Source organism: Microbacterium sp. NPDC055502, assembly GCF_053643635.1.
The window spans coordinates 144343-160047 of sequence record NZ_JBSHKJ010000003.1 but is presented as its reverse complement, the minus strand read 5'-3'; the positions used below and the strand labels follow the sequence as shown (position 1 = coordinate 160047).

Genomic DNA, 15705 nt, shown 5'->3' with positions numbered 1-15705 from the left:
AGTCCCGCTCGCGGGTCGCCGCGCCGTCAGCGGGTGAGGAGCGCGACGACCTCGAAGTGATGCGAGTGCGGGAACAGGTCGAAGCCGCGCAGCGTCCCCACCCGCCACCCGAGCTCGCGGAACGTGCCGAGGTCGCGGGCGAGCGCCACCGGGTCGCACGCCACGTACACGACCGCCTCCGGGGCGAGCGCGTGCACACCCTCGACGACCGCGCGACCCGCACCGGCGCGCGGCGGGTCGAGCACCACGGCGCCCGTACGACCGCGGCTCGACGCGCCGGAGAGGAAACGGTCGACCCTGGCGGTCACCGCCGCCACCTCGACCGGAGCGAGATTGACCTTGGCGTGCTCGGTCGCCCGCCTGCTCGACTCGACGGTGACGATGTCGGTGCCGCCCAGATCGGCCAGCGTGCGGGCGAACAGTCCCACCCCGCCGTACAGGTCGTAGTGCGTCGCACCCGGGTCCACCCGCCCGTCGAGCAGCCCGTAGACGGCGGCGTCGAGCACCGAGGCCGCGCGCGGGTGCACCTGCCAGAAGCCGCCGGCGTCGACCTGGAACACACGGTCGCCCACGCGCTCGTGCACGACCTCGGGCGCGGGTCGGCGGCCTCGGCGCGGAGCCCGCCGCTCGGACTCGGGGTGACGCAGCACCCGGACCTCGCCGTCGGCCGGCTCGACGAGCTCGATGCGGCCCGGCTCACCACCGTCGAGCGCGAGAGCGGCGGCCTCGACCGCCGGCCGCGCAAGCGGGTACGAGCCGACCGGCACCACGCGGTGGCTGCGCGCCGCGAACGGGCCGACGACACCGCGGTCGTCCACGTGCAGGGTCACCCTGGTGCGCCAGCGCGCGCCATCTCCGGACTCCACGGCCTCGATCTCCGGCGCCTCCAGCCCGGCGCCGGCGAAGCGGTCGAACGCCTCGCTCAGCACCTGGCGCTTCAGGACACGCTGCTGCCCGAGCTCGATGTGGCCCAGGTCGGCGCCGCCCGGACGGTCGGCGGGGTCGCGCGACATGTCGGCCTCCGGCCACAGGTGCGGGCGCCGGTGCGGGGAGGCCTCGACCACCTCGACCGTCTCGGCGCGCCAGAAGCTGCGCGTGTCCGCGTCCGCAGCACCCGCGGGGGTGAGCAGCCGCGCCCGCACGCGCTCTCCGGGGATCGCGTCGGAGACGAACACCACACGACCCTCGTGACGGGCGACGAAGGTCCCTCCGTGAGCGATGCCGGTGATGTCGAGTTCGAGCACGTCGGCTGCGGAGGAAGTCATCCTTCGAGGATACGGTGGTGCACATGCGCGTCTGCCTCGCCTCCACGTCTCCCGCCCGGCTCATGCTGCTGCGCCAGGCCGGCATCGAGCCACTCACCCTCGCGCCGGATGTCGACGAGGACGCCCTCGCCGCCGCGGCCGAGGAGCGCGTGGGCCCGCTCGCACCCGCCGACCTGGTGCTGCTGCTCGCCAGGGCCAAGGCGGCGGCCGTCGCCGAGCGGCTGAGCGCCGACGGCGACTTCGACGGCCTGGTAATCGGCGGCGACTCGATGTTCGAGCTCGCCGGACGCGTGTACGGGAAGCCGTATACCCCCGAGGAGGCGACGCGCCGCTGGCAGGAGATGCGCGGCGCCACCGGGGTGCTGCACTCCGGGCACTCCGTCTTCCGGGTCTCCCCCGGCGCGACCCCGGTGGAGGCGACCGCCGTCGCGGAGGCCGCGGTGACCTTCGCCGACGACCTGGATGACGCGGAGATCGCCGCCTATGTCGCGTCGGGTGAGCCCCTGCTCGTGGCCGGTGCCTTCACGGTCGACAGCCTGGGCGGTGCCTTCATCACCCGTGTGGAGGGCGACCCGTCCACCGTGGTCGGCATGTCCCTGTCGACCGTGCGCCGCCTGGCGGGTGAGCTCGGGGTCCGCTGGACCGACCTGTGGTCGTAGACTCCCCTCCACGTTTTCGATCGTTTCTTGTCGAGAGTCGTCAAAGGGATCGGGGGGCTACTCGCTAGGCTGGCAAGCATGCCTGCAATCGCCAAGGTGCTCATCGCCAACCGCGGCGAGATCGCCGTCCGCATCATCCGTGCCGCACGCGACTCCGGGATCGCCTCGGTCGCCGTCTACGCCGACCAGGACCGTGACGCGCTGCACGTGCGTCTCGCCGACGAGGCCTACGCGCTGAGCGGCTCGACCAGCGCCGAGACCTACCTCCAGATCGACAAGATCCTCTCCGTCGCCCGCCGCGCCGGTGCCGACGCCGTGCACCCCGGCTACGGCTTCCTCGCCGAGAACGCCGAGTTCGCACGCGCCGTGATCGACGCGGGCATCACCTGGATCGGCCCGTCGCCCGAGGCCATCGAGGCCCTCGGCGACAAGGTCACCGCGCGTCACGTCGCCGAGAAGGTCGGCGCCCCGCTCGCCCCCGGCACCCCCGGCCCCGTCGCCGGCGCCGACGAGGTCGTGGCGTTCGCGAAGGAGTACGGCCTGCCCATCGCCATCAAGGCCGCGTATGGCGGTGGCGGACGCGGGCTCAAGGTCGCCCGTGAGCTCGACGAGGTCGCCGAACTGTTCGAGTCGGCCACGCGCGAGGCGGTCGCGGCCTTCGGTCGCGGCGAGTGCTTCGTCGAGAAGTACCTCGACAAGCCGCGCCACGTCGAGACCCAGTGCCTGGCCGACGCCGCGGGCAACGTCGTCGTCATCTCCACGCGCGACTGCTCGCTGCAGCGCCGTCACCAGAAGCTCGTCGAGGAGGCTCCGGCCCCGTTCCTCACCCCGGAGCAGAACGAGCAGCTCTACACCGCGTCGAAGGCCATCCTCAAGGAGGTCGGCTACGTGGGGGCGGGGACGTGCGAGTTCCTGATCGGCGCCGACGGCACGGTCTCGTTCCTCGAGGTCAACACGCGCCTCCAGGTCGAGCACCCGGTGTCGGAGGAGGTCACGGGCATCGACCTCGTGCGCGAGCAGTTCCGCATCGCCGCGGGCGGCACCATCGACTACGACGACCCCCAGCCGCAGGGCCACTCAATCGAGTTCCGCATCAACGGCGAGGACCCGGGTCGCGGCTTCCTTCCCCAGCCGGGCCCGATCCACGTGTTCAAGACGTTCGGCGGCCCCGGGATCCGCCTCGACTCCGGCGTGACCGCTGGCGACTCCGTCTCTGGCGCCTTCGACTCCCTGCTCGCGAAGATCATCGTCACCGGCAAGGACCGTGCCGAGGCGCTCGAGCGCTCGCGCCGCGCCCTGGACGAGTTCGAGGTCGCGGGTCTCCCCACCGTCATCCCGTTCCACCGCAAGGTGGTGCGCGACGCCGCCTTCACGGCGGAGGACGGCGACTTCGGCGTCTACACGCGCTGGATCGAGACCGAGTTCGACAACGACATCCCCGCGTGGGACGGCGAACTGGAGTCCCCCGCCGCCGCAGGTGCACGGCACACGGTGGTCGTCGAGGTCGGGGGCAAGCGCCTCGAGGTGAGCCTCCCCGACCGCGTCGCGGTCTCCGCCGGCTCGTCCGGACGGCCCGCTGTCGTGCCGCCGTCGCGCCGCAGCCACACCACCACCGCGAACGCCGGCGCCTCCGGCGACGCCGTCAAGTCGCCCATGCAGGCCACGGTCGTGAAGGTCGCGGTCGAAGACGGCCAGCAGGTCGTCAAGGGCGACCTGGTCGTCGTGCTCGAGGCCATGAAGATGGAGCAGCCGCTGCAGGCGCACAAGGACGGCGTGGTGGGCAACATCAACGCCGACGCCGGGGCCACGGTGTCCGCCGGGCACCAGCTCCTCACCATCAGCTGACACCCGGAACACACAGGAAAGGGCACCCCGCCGCAGCGGGGTGCCCTTTCCTGTGTGCCCGGAGGAGCGGGACTCAGGAGATGTTCACCAGGTGCATGGCCCGGCTCGCATCGGTGATGCTGCTGGACAGCGACGGGTACGCCGCGAACACGCGCGAGACCTGGTCGACCGTGAGGCGCCGTTCGACGGCGATCGCGATCGGGTAGATCAGCTCGGACGCCTTCGGCGCGACGATCACGCCGCCGATCACCGTGCCGGAGCCCTTGCGGGCGATGAGCTTGACGAACCCGTCCTTGATACCCATCATCTTCGCGCGCGGGTTGGCGGCGAGGGGCAGCTTGTAGACCATGCCGTCGGCCAGGCCGTCCTCCACGTCCTTCACCCCGTAGCCGACCGTGGCGATCTCCGGGGCGGTGAAGATGTTCGACGTGATCTTGATGAGCTCGAGCGGGATCACGATGTCGCCGAGGGCATGGAACACCGCCGTGCGGCCCTGCATCGAGGCCACCGAGGCCAGGGGGAAGAAGTTCGTGCAGTCGCCCACCGCGTACACGTTCGGCACCGACGTGCGGGCCACCCGGTTCACGCGCACGTGGCCGGAGTCGTCGAGCTCGACGCCCGCTTCCTCCAGACCGATGCCCGCGGTGTTCGGGATCGAGCCGACCGCCATGAGGCAATGGCTGCCCTCGACCGTGCGGCCGTCGGACAGCGTCACCGTCACGCCGTCGCCCGTGACCTCCACCTTCTCGGCGCGGGACTTCGACAGCACCTGCATGCCGCCGCGCTTGAACACCTTCTCCAGCACCCGGGCGGCGTCCTGATCCTCGCCGGGGAGCACCTGCTCGCGGCTGGAGACGAGGGTGACCTTCGCGCCGAGGTTCATGTAGGCGGAGGCGAACTCGGCGCCGGTGACTCCGGAGCCGACCACGATGAGGTGCTCGGGAAGCGCCTTCATGTCGTACAGCTGCGTCCACGTGAGGATGCGCCTGCCGTCGGGCTTGGCGGAGTCGAGCTCGCGCGGCGACGCGCCGACAGCGACCACGATGGTGTCCGCCTCGACGCGGTCGAAGTCGGTGCCGCGCTCCCCCGTCGAGACCACGATCGCGTTCGGACCCTCCAGACGACCGTGGCCGGAGAGGATGCGCACGCCCGCGTCGAGAAGGGTCGTGCGCATGTCCTCGGACTGCTGCCCGGCCAGCGCGACCAGCCGCTTGTTGACCGCGGCGAGGTTGATCGCGATCTCGGGCTTGAGCGGCTTGCCGTTCTCGCCCTTCGCGTAGAAGTTCACGCCGAGGTCGCTCGCCTCGGAGATCGCGACCGCGGCGTCGGCGGTCGCGATGAGACTCTTCGACGGCACCACATCGGTGAGCACGGCCGAGCCGCCCACCCCCACGCGCTCGACCAGGGTGACCTCGGCTCCGAGCTGGGCGGCCGCGAGGGCCGCCTCGTAACCGCCGGGTCCGCCGCCGAGCACGGCGACGCGCTGAGTGCGCTCGAAAGTGGTGGAAGACATGCTTTCCATTCTTCCCCAATCCTGGCCCCCGAGCCTGCACCTTCCTAGAGTGGATCCATGCCTGAAACGCACAGCAACCCCCTCGACGACCCCTCCGCGAACCCGTTCGAGGTGGCCGCCGCGGCCGCCTCCGACATCGCGCGCCTCACCGGCGTCGAGAAGCACGACATCGCCCTCACGCTCGGCAGCGGCTGGGGCAAAGCCGCCGACCTCATCGGCGAGACGGTCGCCACGATCCCCGCGACCGAGGTCACCGGATTCTCCAAGCCCGCCCTCGAGGGACACGTCGGGACGCTGCGCAGCATCCGCACCCCCGGCGGGAAGAACGTGCTGGTGATCGGCGCGCGCACCCACTACTACGAGAACCACGGGGTGCGTCGCGTGGTGCACAGCGTGCGAACGGCCGCCGCGACGGGGGCGAAGATCATGGTGCTCACCAACGGTGCCGGCGGCATCCGCGAGACCTGGAAGCCCGGCCAGCCGGTGCTGATCAGCGACCACATCAACCTGACCGCCGACTCGCCGCTCGAGGGGGCGACGTTCATCGACCTCACCGACCTGTACGCGAAGCGTCTGCGCGACGTCGCTCGGAGCATCGACCCCGGCCTGGACGAGGGCGTCTACACGCAGTTCCGCGGTCCGCACTACGAGACCCCGGCCGAGGTGCAGATGGCGAAGGCGATCGGCGGGCACATCGTCGGCATGTCCACCGCGCTGGAGGCCATCGCGGCGCGCGAGGCGGGCATGGAGATCCTCGGGTTCTCGCTCATCACGAACCTCGCCGCCGGCATCCAGCAGACGCCGCTCAGCCATGCCGAGGTGATCGAGGCCGGGCGGGAGGCGGAGCCGGTGATCTCCGCACTGCTGGCGAGGGTGGTCGAGGCCCTGTGAGCGAGGAGCGGCTCGCGCAGGCCCGCGCCTGGCTGCGGCAGGACCCCGACCCGCAGACCAGGGACGAACTCGCCGGCGTCGTGACCAGGGCCGCCGCGGGAGACGCCGCGGCCGTCGCCGACCTGGACGACCGCTTCGGCCGTCGGCTCGCGTTCGGCACGGCCGGACTGCGCGGTGAGCTCGGCGCCGGGAGCAACCGGATGAACAGGGTGCTCGTCGCCCAGGCCGCGGCCGGGTTCGCCGCTTACCTCCGCGAGCGCGCGGGGGGCGGCACGCCCACCGTCGTGATCGGCTACGACGGCCGACGCAACTCCCGGGTGTTCGCGCAGGACTCTGCCGAGCTCTTCGCCGGGGCGGGACTGCGCGCGATCCTGCTGCCGCGCCTGCTGCCGACCCCGGTGCTGGCCTTCGCCGTACGCCACCTCGACGCCGCCGCCGGGGTGATGGTGACGGCGAGCCACAACCCGCCGAACGACAACGGCTACAAGGTGTACCTCGGCGGCGCCGACCAGGGCTCGCAGATCGTGGCCCCCGCGGACGCCGAGATCGCCGCGCACATTCAGCGGGTCGCAGACGCCGGAGACGTGCGGTCGCTGCCGCGCTCCACGGAGTACGAGACGGCGGGCGAAGACGTGGTCGAGGCCTATATCGCCGCGACCGCCGCCGTGGCCCCGGCTCCGGACGACGCGGCCGGGCTGCGGTGGGTGTACACGGCCATGCACGGCGTGGGCTGGGAGACGGTGTCGCGCATCGTGAAGGCCGCGGGCTACCCGCAGCCGCTCGTGGTCGACGAGCAGCTGCGCCCCGACGCCACCTTCCGCACGGTGTCGTTCCCCAACCCGGAAGAGCCGGGTGCCATGGACCTCGCGTTCGCGAAGGCCCGGCGGACGCGCGCCGACCTCATCCTCGCGAACGACCCGGACGCCGACCGGCTCGCCGTGGCGATTCCCGACGACACCGCGCCGGAGGGCTGGCGCCGGCTCACCGGCAACGAGGTGGGCCTGCTGCTCGGCGCCCGCGCCGCCCGTGCGGCCGCCGGCACGCCCGGAGCCTCGCTGGCCTGCTCGCTGGTCTCCTCCCCCGGTCTCGGCGCGGTCGCCGCGCACCACGGCCTCGACTTCCACGAGACGCTCACCGGCTTCAAGTGGATCTCGCGGGCCCCGGGCATCGTGTTCGGTTTCGAGGAGGCGCTCGGCTACCTCGTGAACCCCGAGACCGTGCGGGACAAGGACGGCATCTCCGCCGCCGTGGCGCTGCTCGGGCTCGCCGCGGAGGCGCGCGGGCGCGGCGCGACCATCGCGGACCTGCTCCGCGAGCTCGGCGACACCTACGGGCACTTCGCGAGCGCCCAGGTGTCGGTGCGCGTGGCCGATCTGGCCCTCATCGGCACCGTCATGCTGGCGCTGCGGACCCTGCCGCCCACGCAGATCGGCGGGCGCTCCATCGCCTCGGCGGAGGACCTGCTGAACGCCGCGGACGGTCAGCCGTCGGGCGACGTGCTCCGGTACCGGTTGAGCGACGGCTCGCGCGTCATCGTCCGCCCGAGCGGCACGGAGCCGAAGCTCAAGGTGTACATCGATGCGCGGGGCGACTCGGCGGAGGGAGCGGCTGCGGCCGTCGCCGAGCTCGAGGCCGGAGTGCGCGCCCTGCTGGACGAGCGCTCCTGACCATGCCCGAGCGGACCGTCGTCGTGAGCGCGCACAACGGCGTGCACGCGCGCCCGGTCGCCGAGATCGTCCGGCTCGTGCAGGCGCACGACCGCCCGGTGACGCTGCGCACCGCCGACGGGACGACCGTCGACCTGAGCAGCGTGCTGGCGGTCATGGACCTCGCGATCGTGCCGGGCGATGCCGTCGTGCTGGAGACGGCGGCATCCCCCGCCGCGGAGACGCTGCTGGACCGGCTCGCCGACGTGCTCGCACCGCGGGGCTGAGCTCAGCCGTCGATCACCGCCACCAGCTCGTCGAGGAACGCCTCGAACGTGGTGCCGCGCCGCACGATGCGCTGCACGCTGTCGCGCTCGCTGAACACCTCGACGAGCTGCTCGAACACGGTCTGGAAGGCCGCGCGGTCGCCCTCGCTGAACGCGGCGAGCGCGACGACCTGCACGCGGGCGTCGCCCCAGGCCGCGGACCCCTCGGCGACCCCGATCGCGATCGCGGTGCGGGTGGCCGTCATCTGCAGCGCGTGCGGCACGGCGAGCGCGTCGGTGAACGCCGTGGACGACAGGCGTTCGCGCACGATCGTGTTCTCCACGTAGTCGTCGCCGATCAGTCCGGCCGCCACCAGCCGCGCGCCGAGGAGCCGGATGATCTCCTCCTCCCCCGCATCGGGCAGCGGGAAGACGTAGGCGTCGGGCAGGAAGTAGCGCGCCAGCTCGGCCCGCAGCCGCGTGAGACGCCGGCCGCGGCGGACGCGGGCCGCGGCCTGCTGCACGCGGTCGACGTCGGCGTCGGTGAGGAACGGCTGGATGCGCACGAACCGCTCACCGGGCGAGCCGGGCTCGATCGTGCTGAGCACCAGGTCGGTGTCGAACGACGCCCAGTCGGGGTCGACGTTCGTGACGACGCTCGTGACCTCGATCGCGGAGCCGAGGGAGCGGTCGACGCTCGATCGCAGCAGCTCGTGCAGCTCGTAATAGCCAGGGCACACGATCGTCGCCGTGAGGATCGACTCGGCCTTGCGGCTGCGCTCGAGACGCCCGCCGACGTGCATCGCGATGTAGGCGATCTCGTCGTCGTGGACGGGGGTGCCGAGGCGGTCGTGCAGCCCGCTCGCGATCGACACCGCCACCTCGAAGATCATCGGATACGTGGTCTTGAGCGACCGCGTGAGCGGGTTGCGCGTGAGGGCGCTCTCCTCCGCCCGTCGCCGCAGGTTCTGCACGTGCAGCGCGAGCCGCAGCACGAACGTCTCGTCGACCAGGTCGACCTGGAAGTCGTCCGCGGCCCTGGCGATCTCGGCCCGCACGGCCGCGTCGACCTCCGGCGCCACTCCGCTGCGCGCGACCTCGCGGGTCTCGTCGCCGCCCGGCGCCACGATGCGTGTGAGCACGAGGGACGCGAGGTGGGCGCTGTCGCCCTCGCCGAGCATCACGCCGAAGTGCTCGGCGGCGAGACGCGCGATCACCGCGCCCACGCGGGGGATCTCGGGCCTGGCCCCGGTCGGCGGCGTGTCGAGTGACCGCCCAGCGGCCACCCGCTCCGCGGCGATCGCGATGTGCAGCAGCACGTCGGCGATCGCGAGCTCGTTGACGTAGTAGCCGAGCTGTCCGAGCTCCCCCACCAGGGCCGACTTGAAGGGCGCGACCGCCCGCGGATCGACCGCCGTGCCGGACAGCGCGCGGCGGAACACCTCCGGGTGGAAGGACGCGTCGTCCATCTCGTCGTGCGCGAGCCGGCTGAGCAGCCGCCGCTGGGCCGCCTCGTCGCCACGCAGCCGCACGATCTCGCGCGAGCGGTCGAGGGTGAGGTCGGTGCCGTCGAGCAGACCGCGCACGCGCACGAGGTCGGCCTCCAGGGTGGCCTCGCTCACGTGCAGCTCGTCGGCGGCGTCGAACACGTCGACGCCCTCCGGCGCGTCGAGCAGCATGCGCACGAGCGCGTGCAACCGGTCGCGGGGCGTGGCCTCGCGGCCCTGGCGCACCCGTTGCGCGCCCCGGGCGCCCGACCCCGCGCGATAGCCGGCGGGTCCCGACTCCACCACGGCCGCGCCGGGCGTGCGGGCGTTGAGGGCGGCGACGTACGACCGGATGCTCCGCGGGGTCACGCCGAGGAGGTCGGCCAGGCTCCCGGCGGTCGCCCAGCCCTCCTGCCGCAGCAGCAGCGCGAGGAGCTGATCCTGGCGCTGGCGCGACATGACTCCCCCTGCTCTGGCGTGCTGACCGCACTGTCTCGACGTGTCTCCATGATGTCAGCCCGACGGGCGGGGCGCGCGGAAACCGAGGTTCCGCAGGGGCGGAAAGGAACGTGTTGGCGCGACCCCGCTCCGCGTTCTCAGACTGTTCTCAGGAAAGGCGGCATCGATGAGGATCCTCGTGGTGTGCGGCGCTGGCGCGTCGAGCACGTTCGTCGCGCAGCGGTTGCGCAGGGCGGCGGAGTCCGTCGGCCTGGACTGGGATGCGGCGGCCGGAACGGAGAGCTCCGTCGCCGCAGGGCGCCACGACCTCGTGCTCATCGGCCCGCACCTCGGCGACCGGCTCGCCGACATCCGCCGCGTCGCCGACGGCCCGGTGGCACTGCTGCCCGACGACGTCTTCGCCGACCGCGACGGCAGCCGCACCCTCCGGCTTGCCCGCTCGATCCTCGCCGACGCCGGCGAGACACCGAAAGGAACACCATGACCGCCACTCGCACCGTCCGGATCGGCTCCTCGCACGGCCTGCACGCCCGCCCCGCGAAGATCTTCGCGCAGGCGGCCAAGGATTCCGGTCTCGCCGTGACCATCGCGAAGGACTCCGGCAAGCCGGTCAACGCCGCCAGCATCCTCGGCGTCATCGCGCTCGCGGTCGAGCACGGCGACTACGTCACGCTCACGGCCGAGGGCGACGGCGCGGAGGACGTGCTGGACACGCTCACCGAGCTGCTGACCACCGATCACGATCAGGACGCGGCCGGATGAGCGAGCTGCGCGGGGTGGGAATCGGCCTCGGCGTCGCCCAGGGACCGGTCGTCCGGATGACCGAGGCGCTGCCGGCGCCGGACGACTCGCCCAGCACCGCGGGCGCCGATGCCGAGCGCGCGCGAGCCCGCGAGGCCGTCGCCACGGTGGCGCGGGAGCTGACCGCGCGCGGCGAGGCCGCCGGAGGAGCGGCGCAGGAGGTGCTCGAGGCGCAGGCCATGATCGCCGAGGACCCGACGCTGCAGGACGAGGTGGATGCCCGCATCGACCGCGGCGCCACCGCGGAGTGGGCCGTGCACGACGCGTTCGCCGGGTTCCGCGCGACGCTGGAGGCCGTGGGCGGCTACCTCGGGGAGCGCGCCGCCGACCTCGACGACATCGCCCAGCGCGTGCTCGCCCGCCTGCGCGGGGTCGACGCCCCCGGCGTGCCGAACCCCGGGCACCCGTTCGTGCTGGTCGCGCGCGACCTCGCCCCGGCGGACACCGCGCTGCTCGACCTCGACCAGGTGCTCGCGCTGATCACCACGGACGGCGGCCCCACGTCGCACACCGCGATCCTCGCCCGCGAGAAGGGCATCGTCGCGATCGTCGGGGCGTCGGAGGGCACCGCCCTCACCACGGGCGAGACCGTGATCGTCGACGCCGCTGCCGGGGTCGTGACCCGCGAGCCCAGCACCGAGGCCCTCGCCCGTGCCGCCGAGCGCGCCGCGGCCCGACGCTCGGCCGTCGATGCACCAGCCACTCCCGGCGCCCTCGCCGACGGCACGCCCATCGCGCTGCTGGCGAACCTGGGGAAGCCTGCGGACGCCGCCGATGCGGTCGCTCGGGGGGCCGAGGGCGTCGGGCTGTTCCGCACCGAGTTCCTGTTCCTCTCGGCGTCCCAGGCCCCGACGGTGGCGCAGCAGCGCGAGTCGTACCGCGAGCTCCTGGCGGCGTTCCCCGGCCGGAAGGTCGTGGTGCGCATGCTCGACGCGGGCGCCGACAAGCCCCTGGCCTTCCTCAACGACGCGCACGAGGAGAACCCGGCCCTGGGGCTCCGCGGCCTCCGGGCGCTGCGGGCGAGCGAGGACATCCTGCGCGAGCAGCTCACGGCGCTCGCGGAAGCCGACGCCGAGACCGACGCCGACCTGTGGGTCATGGCGCCCATGGTCGCGACGGTCGAGGAGACCGTGTACTTCACGGGACTCGCACGCGAGTACGGGCTGAAGACCGCCGGGGTCATGGTCGAGGTCCCGTCCAGCGCCCTGCTGGCCGACCGGGTGCTCGCCCACGCGGACTTCGCCTCGATCGGCACCAACGACCTCACGCAGTACACGATGGCGGCCGACCGCCTGCTCGGCTCGGTCGCGTCGTTCCAGGACCCGTGGCACCCCGCGGTGCTCCGCCTGGTGCGCGAGGTCGGCGCGGCCGGCGCCCGTCTCGGCAAGCCCGTGGGCATCTGCGGGGAGGCCGCGGCCGACCCCCTCCTCGCCGTCGTGCTCGTGGGTCTCGGGGCGACCAGTCTCTCGATGGCGCCGTCCGCGTTGGCCGACGTGCGCCGCGCCCTCTCCGAACGCACCGCATCCGACGCGCTCAGCCTGGCGGAAGCCGCGCTGGACGCCGACGACGCCTCCTCCGCCCGAACCGCCGTGGCGACCCTCGCCGCGGCACTCCCCCCTCACCAGAAAGAGACGACATCATGACGACGACGTCACCTGCCGCCACGAGACCCGGCGGCCTCCGCCTGGGTGTCCAGCGCTTCGGCACCTTCCTCTCGGGCATGATCATGCCGAACATCGCGGCCTTCATCGCCTGGGGCTTCATCACGATGCTCTTCATCCCCGCCGGCTTCTTCGGCGCGGACAGCCCCTTCGGCTGGCACTGGGCCGGGGTCGCCGAGATCATCGGCGGCGGCGGCGACTCGGCCGTGATCGGCTGGCAGGGTGCCATGACCGCGGTGGCCGAGGGTGACGGCGGCAACATCCTGGCGTACGTCGGGCTGGTCGGCCCGATGGTCACCTACCTGCTGCCGCTGCTGATCGCCAACACCGCGGGCCGCCTGGTCTACGGCGAGCGCGGTGGCGTCGTGGCCACGATCGCCACGGTCGGCGTGATCGTCGGTACGAACATCCCGATGTTCCTCGGCGCCATGATCATGGGACCGATCGCCGCATGGCTCACGAAGCAGATGGATCGCCTGTGGGACGGCAAGATCCGCCCCGGGTTCGAGATGCTCGTGAACAACTTCTCGGCGGGCATCCTCGGCATGATCCTCGCGATCGTCGGCTTCTTCGCGTTCGGACCGGTCATGCTCGGCATCAGCACCGCGCTGGGCGCCGCCGTCGACTGGCTCGTGGGACTGAACCTGCTGCCGCTGGTGTCGATCATCGTCGAGCCCGCGAAGGTGCTGTTCCTCAACAACGCCATCAACCACGGCGTGTTCACCCCGCTCGGCATCGAGCAGGCGACCGAGACCGGCAAGTCGATCCTGTTCCTCATCGAGGCGAACCCCGGTCCGGGCATCGGCCTGCTGCTGGCGTTCAGCTTCTTCGGGGTCGGCGCCGCGCGGGCGTCCGCGCCCGGAGCCGCGATCATCCAGTTCTTCGGCGGCATCCACGAGATCTACTTCCCGTACGCGCTGAGCAAGCCAGCAACGATCCTCGCCCTGATCGCGGGTGGAGCGACCGGTGTGACCACGAACATGCTTCTCGGCGGAGGCCTGGCCTTCCCCGCGGCGCCCGGCAGCATCATCGCGGTGACCGCCGCGGCGATCGGCCCCGGCGTCGCGAACCTGCTCGTGGTCTACCTGTCGGTCATCCTCGCTGCGGCCGTCACGTTCCTGCTCACCGCCGTGATCCTGCGGGCCTCGCGCAAGCGCGACCTCGCGGCGGAGGGCGACACGTTCGGTGCGGCGATCGCGCAGACCGAGGCGAACAAGGGCAAGTCGTCCGCCGCGATGGACGCGCTGCGCACCTCGTCGGGCGCTGCGACAGCCACCGCCGCGACCGAGGCCCCCGCGACCGCGGTCGCCGACCGGCCGATCTCCACGATCGTGTTCGCGTGCGACGCCGGCATGGGCTCCTCGGCGATGGGCGCCAGCGTGCTCCGCAACAAGATCAAGAAGGCCGGGATCGAGGGCGTCACCGTGACCAACGCGGCGATCGCCAACCTCGACGGCACCGCCGACCTGGTGATCACGCAGCAGCAGCTCACGGAGCGGGCGCAGACGAAGTCGCCGAACTCCATCCACGTCTCCGTCGACAACTTCATGAACTCGCCGAAGTACGAAGAGGTCGTCGAGATGGTCAGGGAACAGCGAAAGGACGAAGAATGAGCGTGCTCACCCTCGAGCAGATCCGGATCCACCCGTCGGGTGCGACGCGGGACGACGCCCTCCAGGAGGCGACGGACATCCTCGTCGCCGCCGGAGCGGTCACCCCCGCCTACGTCGACGCGATGCGGCAGCGCGAGCAGACCGTGTCGACCTACATGGGCAACGGGCTCGCGATCCCGCACGGCACCAACGACGCGAAGGACGCCATCCTCGCCTCGGCCCTCTCGGTCGTGCGCTACGACGGCGGCGTCGACTGGGACGGCGAGCAGGCGACCTTCGTGATCGGCATCGCCGGTGTCGGTGACGAGCACCTGGAGATCCTGTCGCGCATCGCGATCCTTTTCTCGGACGAGGACGACGTCGCGAAGCTCGCCGCGGCGCAGACCCCGGAGGAGCTCTACACGCTCCTGTCGGAGGTGAACGAAGCATGAAGGCGGTCCACTTCGGGGCCGGCAACATCGGGCGCGGATTCGTCGGCCTGCTGCTGCACGAGGGCGGGTACGAGGTCGTGTTCTCGGATGTCGCCGGGGCTCTCGTCGACGCCATCAACGCGGTCGACGAGTACACCGTGCACGAGGCCGGCCCCGGGGGGACCGATCACGTCGTCACCGGGTTCCGCGCGGTGAACAGCCGCACCGACCCCGATGCCGTCGCGGAGGAGGTGGCGACCGCGGACGTCGTCACCACGGCCGTGGGACCGACGGTGCTGCGCTTCGTGGCGCCGTCGATCGTCGCGGGGCTCGCGCTCCGCTCCCCCTCGGCCGCGCCGCTGCAGGTCATGGCGTGCGAGAACGCGATCGGCGCCACCGACCAGCTGCGCGCCGAGGTCGCCGCGGCCGCCGGGGCCGACGCCGAGGCCCTGCTGTCGCGCGCGGTGTTCGCGAACACCGCGGTGGACCGCATCGTGCCCGCGCAGCCCGAGGGCGCGGGCGTCGACGTCACGGTGGAGCCGTACGTGGAGTGGGCCATCGAGTCGGGGCCGTTCGGGGACGCGCCGCCGCGCATCCCGGGGGCGCACTTCGTCGCGGACCTCGCGCCGTACATCGAGCGCAAGCTGTTCACGGTGAACACGGGACACGCCGCGACCGCGTACTTCGGCGCTCGCGCGGGCATCGAGCGCATCTCGGACGCGCTGGCCGACCCCGACATCGCCGCCCGGGTGTCCGCGGCACTGCAGGAGACATCGGCCGTGCTCGCGGCGGTGCACGGTCTCGATCCGGCCGAGCTCGCCGCGTACCGCGCCACGATCCTCGACCGGTTCCGCAACCCGGAACTGGTCGACACGGTGCAGCGCGTGGGGCGGCAGCCGCTGCGCAAGATCTCCCGCCACGAGCGTTTCATCGGCCCCGCCGCGATGGCCGCGGAGCGCGGGCTGCCGACCGCGGCGCTGGTGGCCGCCGTCGCCGCCGCTCTCGAGTTCGACGACCCCGCGGATGAGCAGTCCGTCGAGCTCCAGGCGCTCCTGCGCAGCGAGGACGCCGGAGCGTTCACGACCCGCACCACCGGACTCGACCCCGAACACCCGCTGTACGACGCGGTGCGCGAGGCCGTCGCCGCCCGGCAGGCCGTCCTGCGCGACACCTGATCCCGCCGCGGCGA

14 protein-coding genes are annotated in these 15705 nt (G+C 72.5%); 11 read left to right on the top strand and 3 right to left on the bottom strand.

Annotation, left to right across the window (positions count from 1 at the left end; translation table 11 throughout):
- Nucleotides 1-26 precede the first annotated feature (26 nt).
- Nucleotides 27-1265 carry a class I SAM-dependent RNA methyltransferase gene (locus tag ACWH95_RS17060; RefSeq protein ID WP_454121059.1) on the bottom strand — a complete coding sequence of 413 codons (1239 nt, stop codon included), beginning with the start codon at nt 1263-1265 and terminating at the stop codon, nt 27-29.
- A gap of 23 nt (nt 1266-1288) precedes the next feature.
- Here ACWH95_RS17060 and ACWH95_RS17055 point away from each other — a divergent pair, with 23 nt between their 5' ends.
- Nucleotides 1289-1924: a Maf family protein gene (locus ACWH95_RS17055; protein WP_241115746.1), complete on the top strand. Its 636-nt coding sequence runs from the start codon at nt 1289-1291 to the stop codon at nt 1922-1924.
- A gap of 78 nt (nt 1925-2002) precedes the next feature.
- Entirely contained in the window at nt 2003-3769 is a 1767-nt protein-coding gene (locus tag ACWH95_RS17050) for an acetyl/propionyl/methylcrotonyl-CoA carboxylase subunit alpha (protein ID WP_136030327.1), read from the top strand.
- Nucleotides 3770-3842: 73 nt separating this feature from the next.
- Here the strand turns inward: ACWH95_RS17050 and ACWH95_RS17045 are convergent, their stop codons facing one another.
- Nucleotides 3843-5291, bottom strand: a complete 1449-nt coding sequence (locus tag ACWH95_RS17045; RefSeq protein ID WP_136030329.1) for an NAD(P)H-quinone dehydrogenase — start codon at nt 5289-5291, stop codon at nt 3843-3845.
- A 48-nt stretch (nt 5292-5339) separates the two neighbouring features.
- Here ACWH95_RS17045 and ACWH95_RS17040 point away from each other — a divergent pair, with 48 nt between their 5' ends.
- Genes ACWH95_RS17040 through ACWH95_RS17030 form a run of 3 tightly spaced genes read left to right on the top strand, consistent with a single transcriptional unit; the run spans nt 5340 to nt 8106 of the window.
- Complete coding sequence (locus tag ACWH95_RS17040) at nt 5340-6173, top strand: purine-nucleoside phosphorylase (RefSeq protein WP_136045840.1); 834 nt, start codon at nt 5340-5342, stop codon at nt 6171-6173.
- On the top strand, nt 6170-7840 hold the full coding sequence (locus ACWH95_RS17035) for a phospho-sugar mutase (RefSeq protein WP_136030333.1): 1671 nt from the start codon (nt 6170-6172) through the stop codon (nt 7838-7840). The genes ACWH95_RS17040 and ACWH95_RS17035 overlap by 4 nt, the downstream gene beginning before the upstream one ends.
- A 2-nt stretch (nt 7841-7842) precedes the next feature.
- A complete protein-coding gene (locus ACWH95_RS17030) occupies nt 7843-8106 on the top strand; it encodes an HPr family phosphocarrier protein (protein ID WP_136030335.1) in 264 nt (87 codons plus the stop codon).
- A gap of 2 nt (nt 8107-8108) precedes the next feature.
- Here ACWH95_RS17030 and ACWH95_RS17025 read toward each other — a convergent pair whose 3' ends face one another.
- A complete protein-coding gene (locus tag ACWH95_RS17025) occupies nt 8109-10031 on the bottom strand; it encodes a BglG family transcription antiterminator (RefSeq protein ID WP_206253138.1) in 1923 nt (640 codons plus the stop codon).
- A 166-nt stretch (nt 10032-10197) separates the two neighbouring features.
- On the opposite strand from ACWH95_RS17025, the gene ACWH95_RS17020 reads away from it, so the two are divergent.
- From ACWH95_RS17020 to ACWH95_RS16995, 6 genes are read left to right on the top strand one after another with little or no spacing between them, the layout of a single operon-like run.
- Nucleotides 10198-10515 (top strand): PTS sugar transporter subunit IIB, encoded by a 318-nt coding sequence (locus ACWH95_RS17020; RefSeq protein WP_136030339.1) that lies wholly within the window; start codon nt 10198-10200, stop codon nt 10513-10515.
- The gene (locus ACWH95_RS17015) at nt 10512-10793 is read left to right on the top strand and encodes an HPr family phosphocarrier protein (protein WP_136030342.1); all 282 of its coding nucleotides are present in this window, start codon (nt 10512-10514) and stop codon (nt 10791-10793) included. Before ACWH95_RS17020 ends, ACWH95_RS17015 begins: the two co-directional genes overlap by 4 nt.
- Nucleotides 10790-12475: a phosphoenolpyruvate--protein phosphotransferase gene (ptsP, locus tag ACWH95_RS17010; RefSeq protein ID WP_366626589.1), complete on the top strand. Its 1686-nt coding sequence runs from the start codon at nt 10790-10792 to the stop codon at nt 12473-12475. Before ACWH95_RS17015 ends, ptsP begins: the two co-directional genes overlap by 4 nt.
- Nucleotides 12472-14106, top strand: coding sequence for a PTS mannitol transporter subunit IICB (locus ACWH95_RS17005; protein WP_136030346.1), 1635 nt, complete (start codon nt 12472-12474; stop codon nt 14104-14106). Before ptsP ends, ACWH95_RS17005 begins: the two co-directional genes overlap by 4 nt.
- Nucleotides 14103-14537: a PTS sugar transporter subunit IIA gene (locus ACWH95_RS17000; protein ID WP_136030348.1), complete on the top strand. Its 435-nt coding sequence runs from the start codon at nt 14103-14105 to the stop codon at nt 14535-14537. Before ACWH95_RS17005 ends, ACWH95_RS17000 begins: the two co-directional genes overlap by 4 nt.
- Nucleotides 14534-15691 carry a mannitol-1-phosphate 5-dehydrogenase gene (locus ACWH95_RS16995; protein ID WP_454121058.1) on the top strand — a complete coding sequence of 386 codons (1158 nt, stop codon included), beginning with the start codon at nt 14534-14536 and terminating at the stop codon, nt 15689-15691. The genes ACWH95_RS17000 and ACWH95_RS16995 overlap by 4 nt, the downstream gene beginning before the upstream one ends.
- Nucleotides 15692-15705 lie beyond the last annotated feature (14 nt).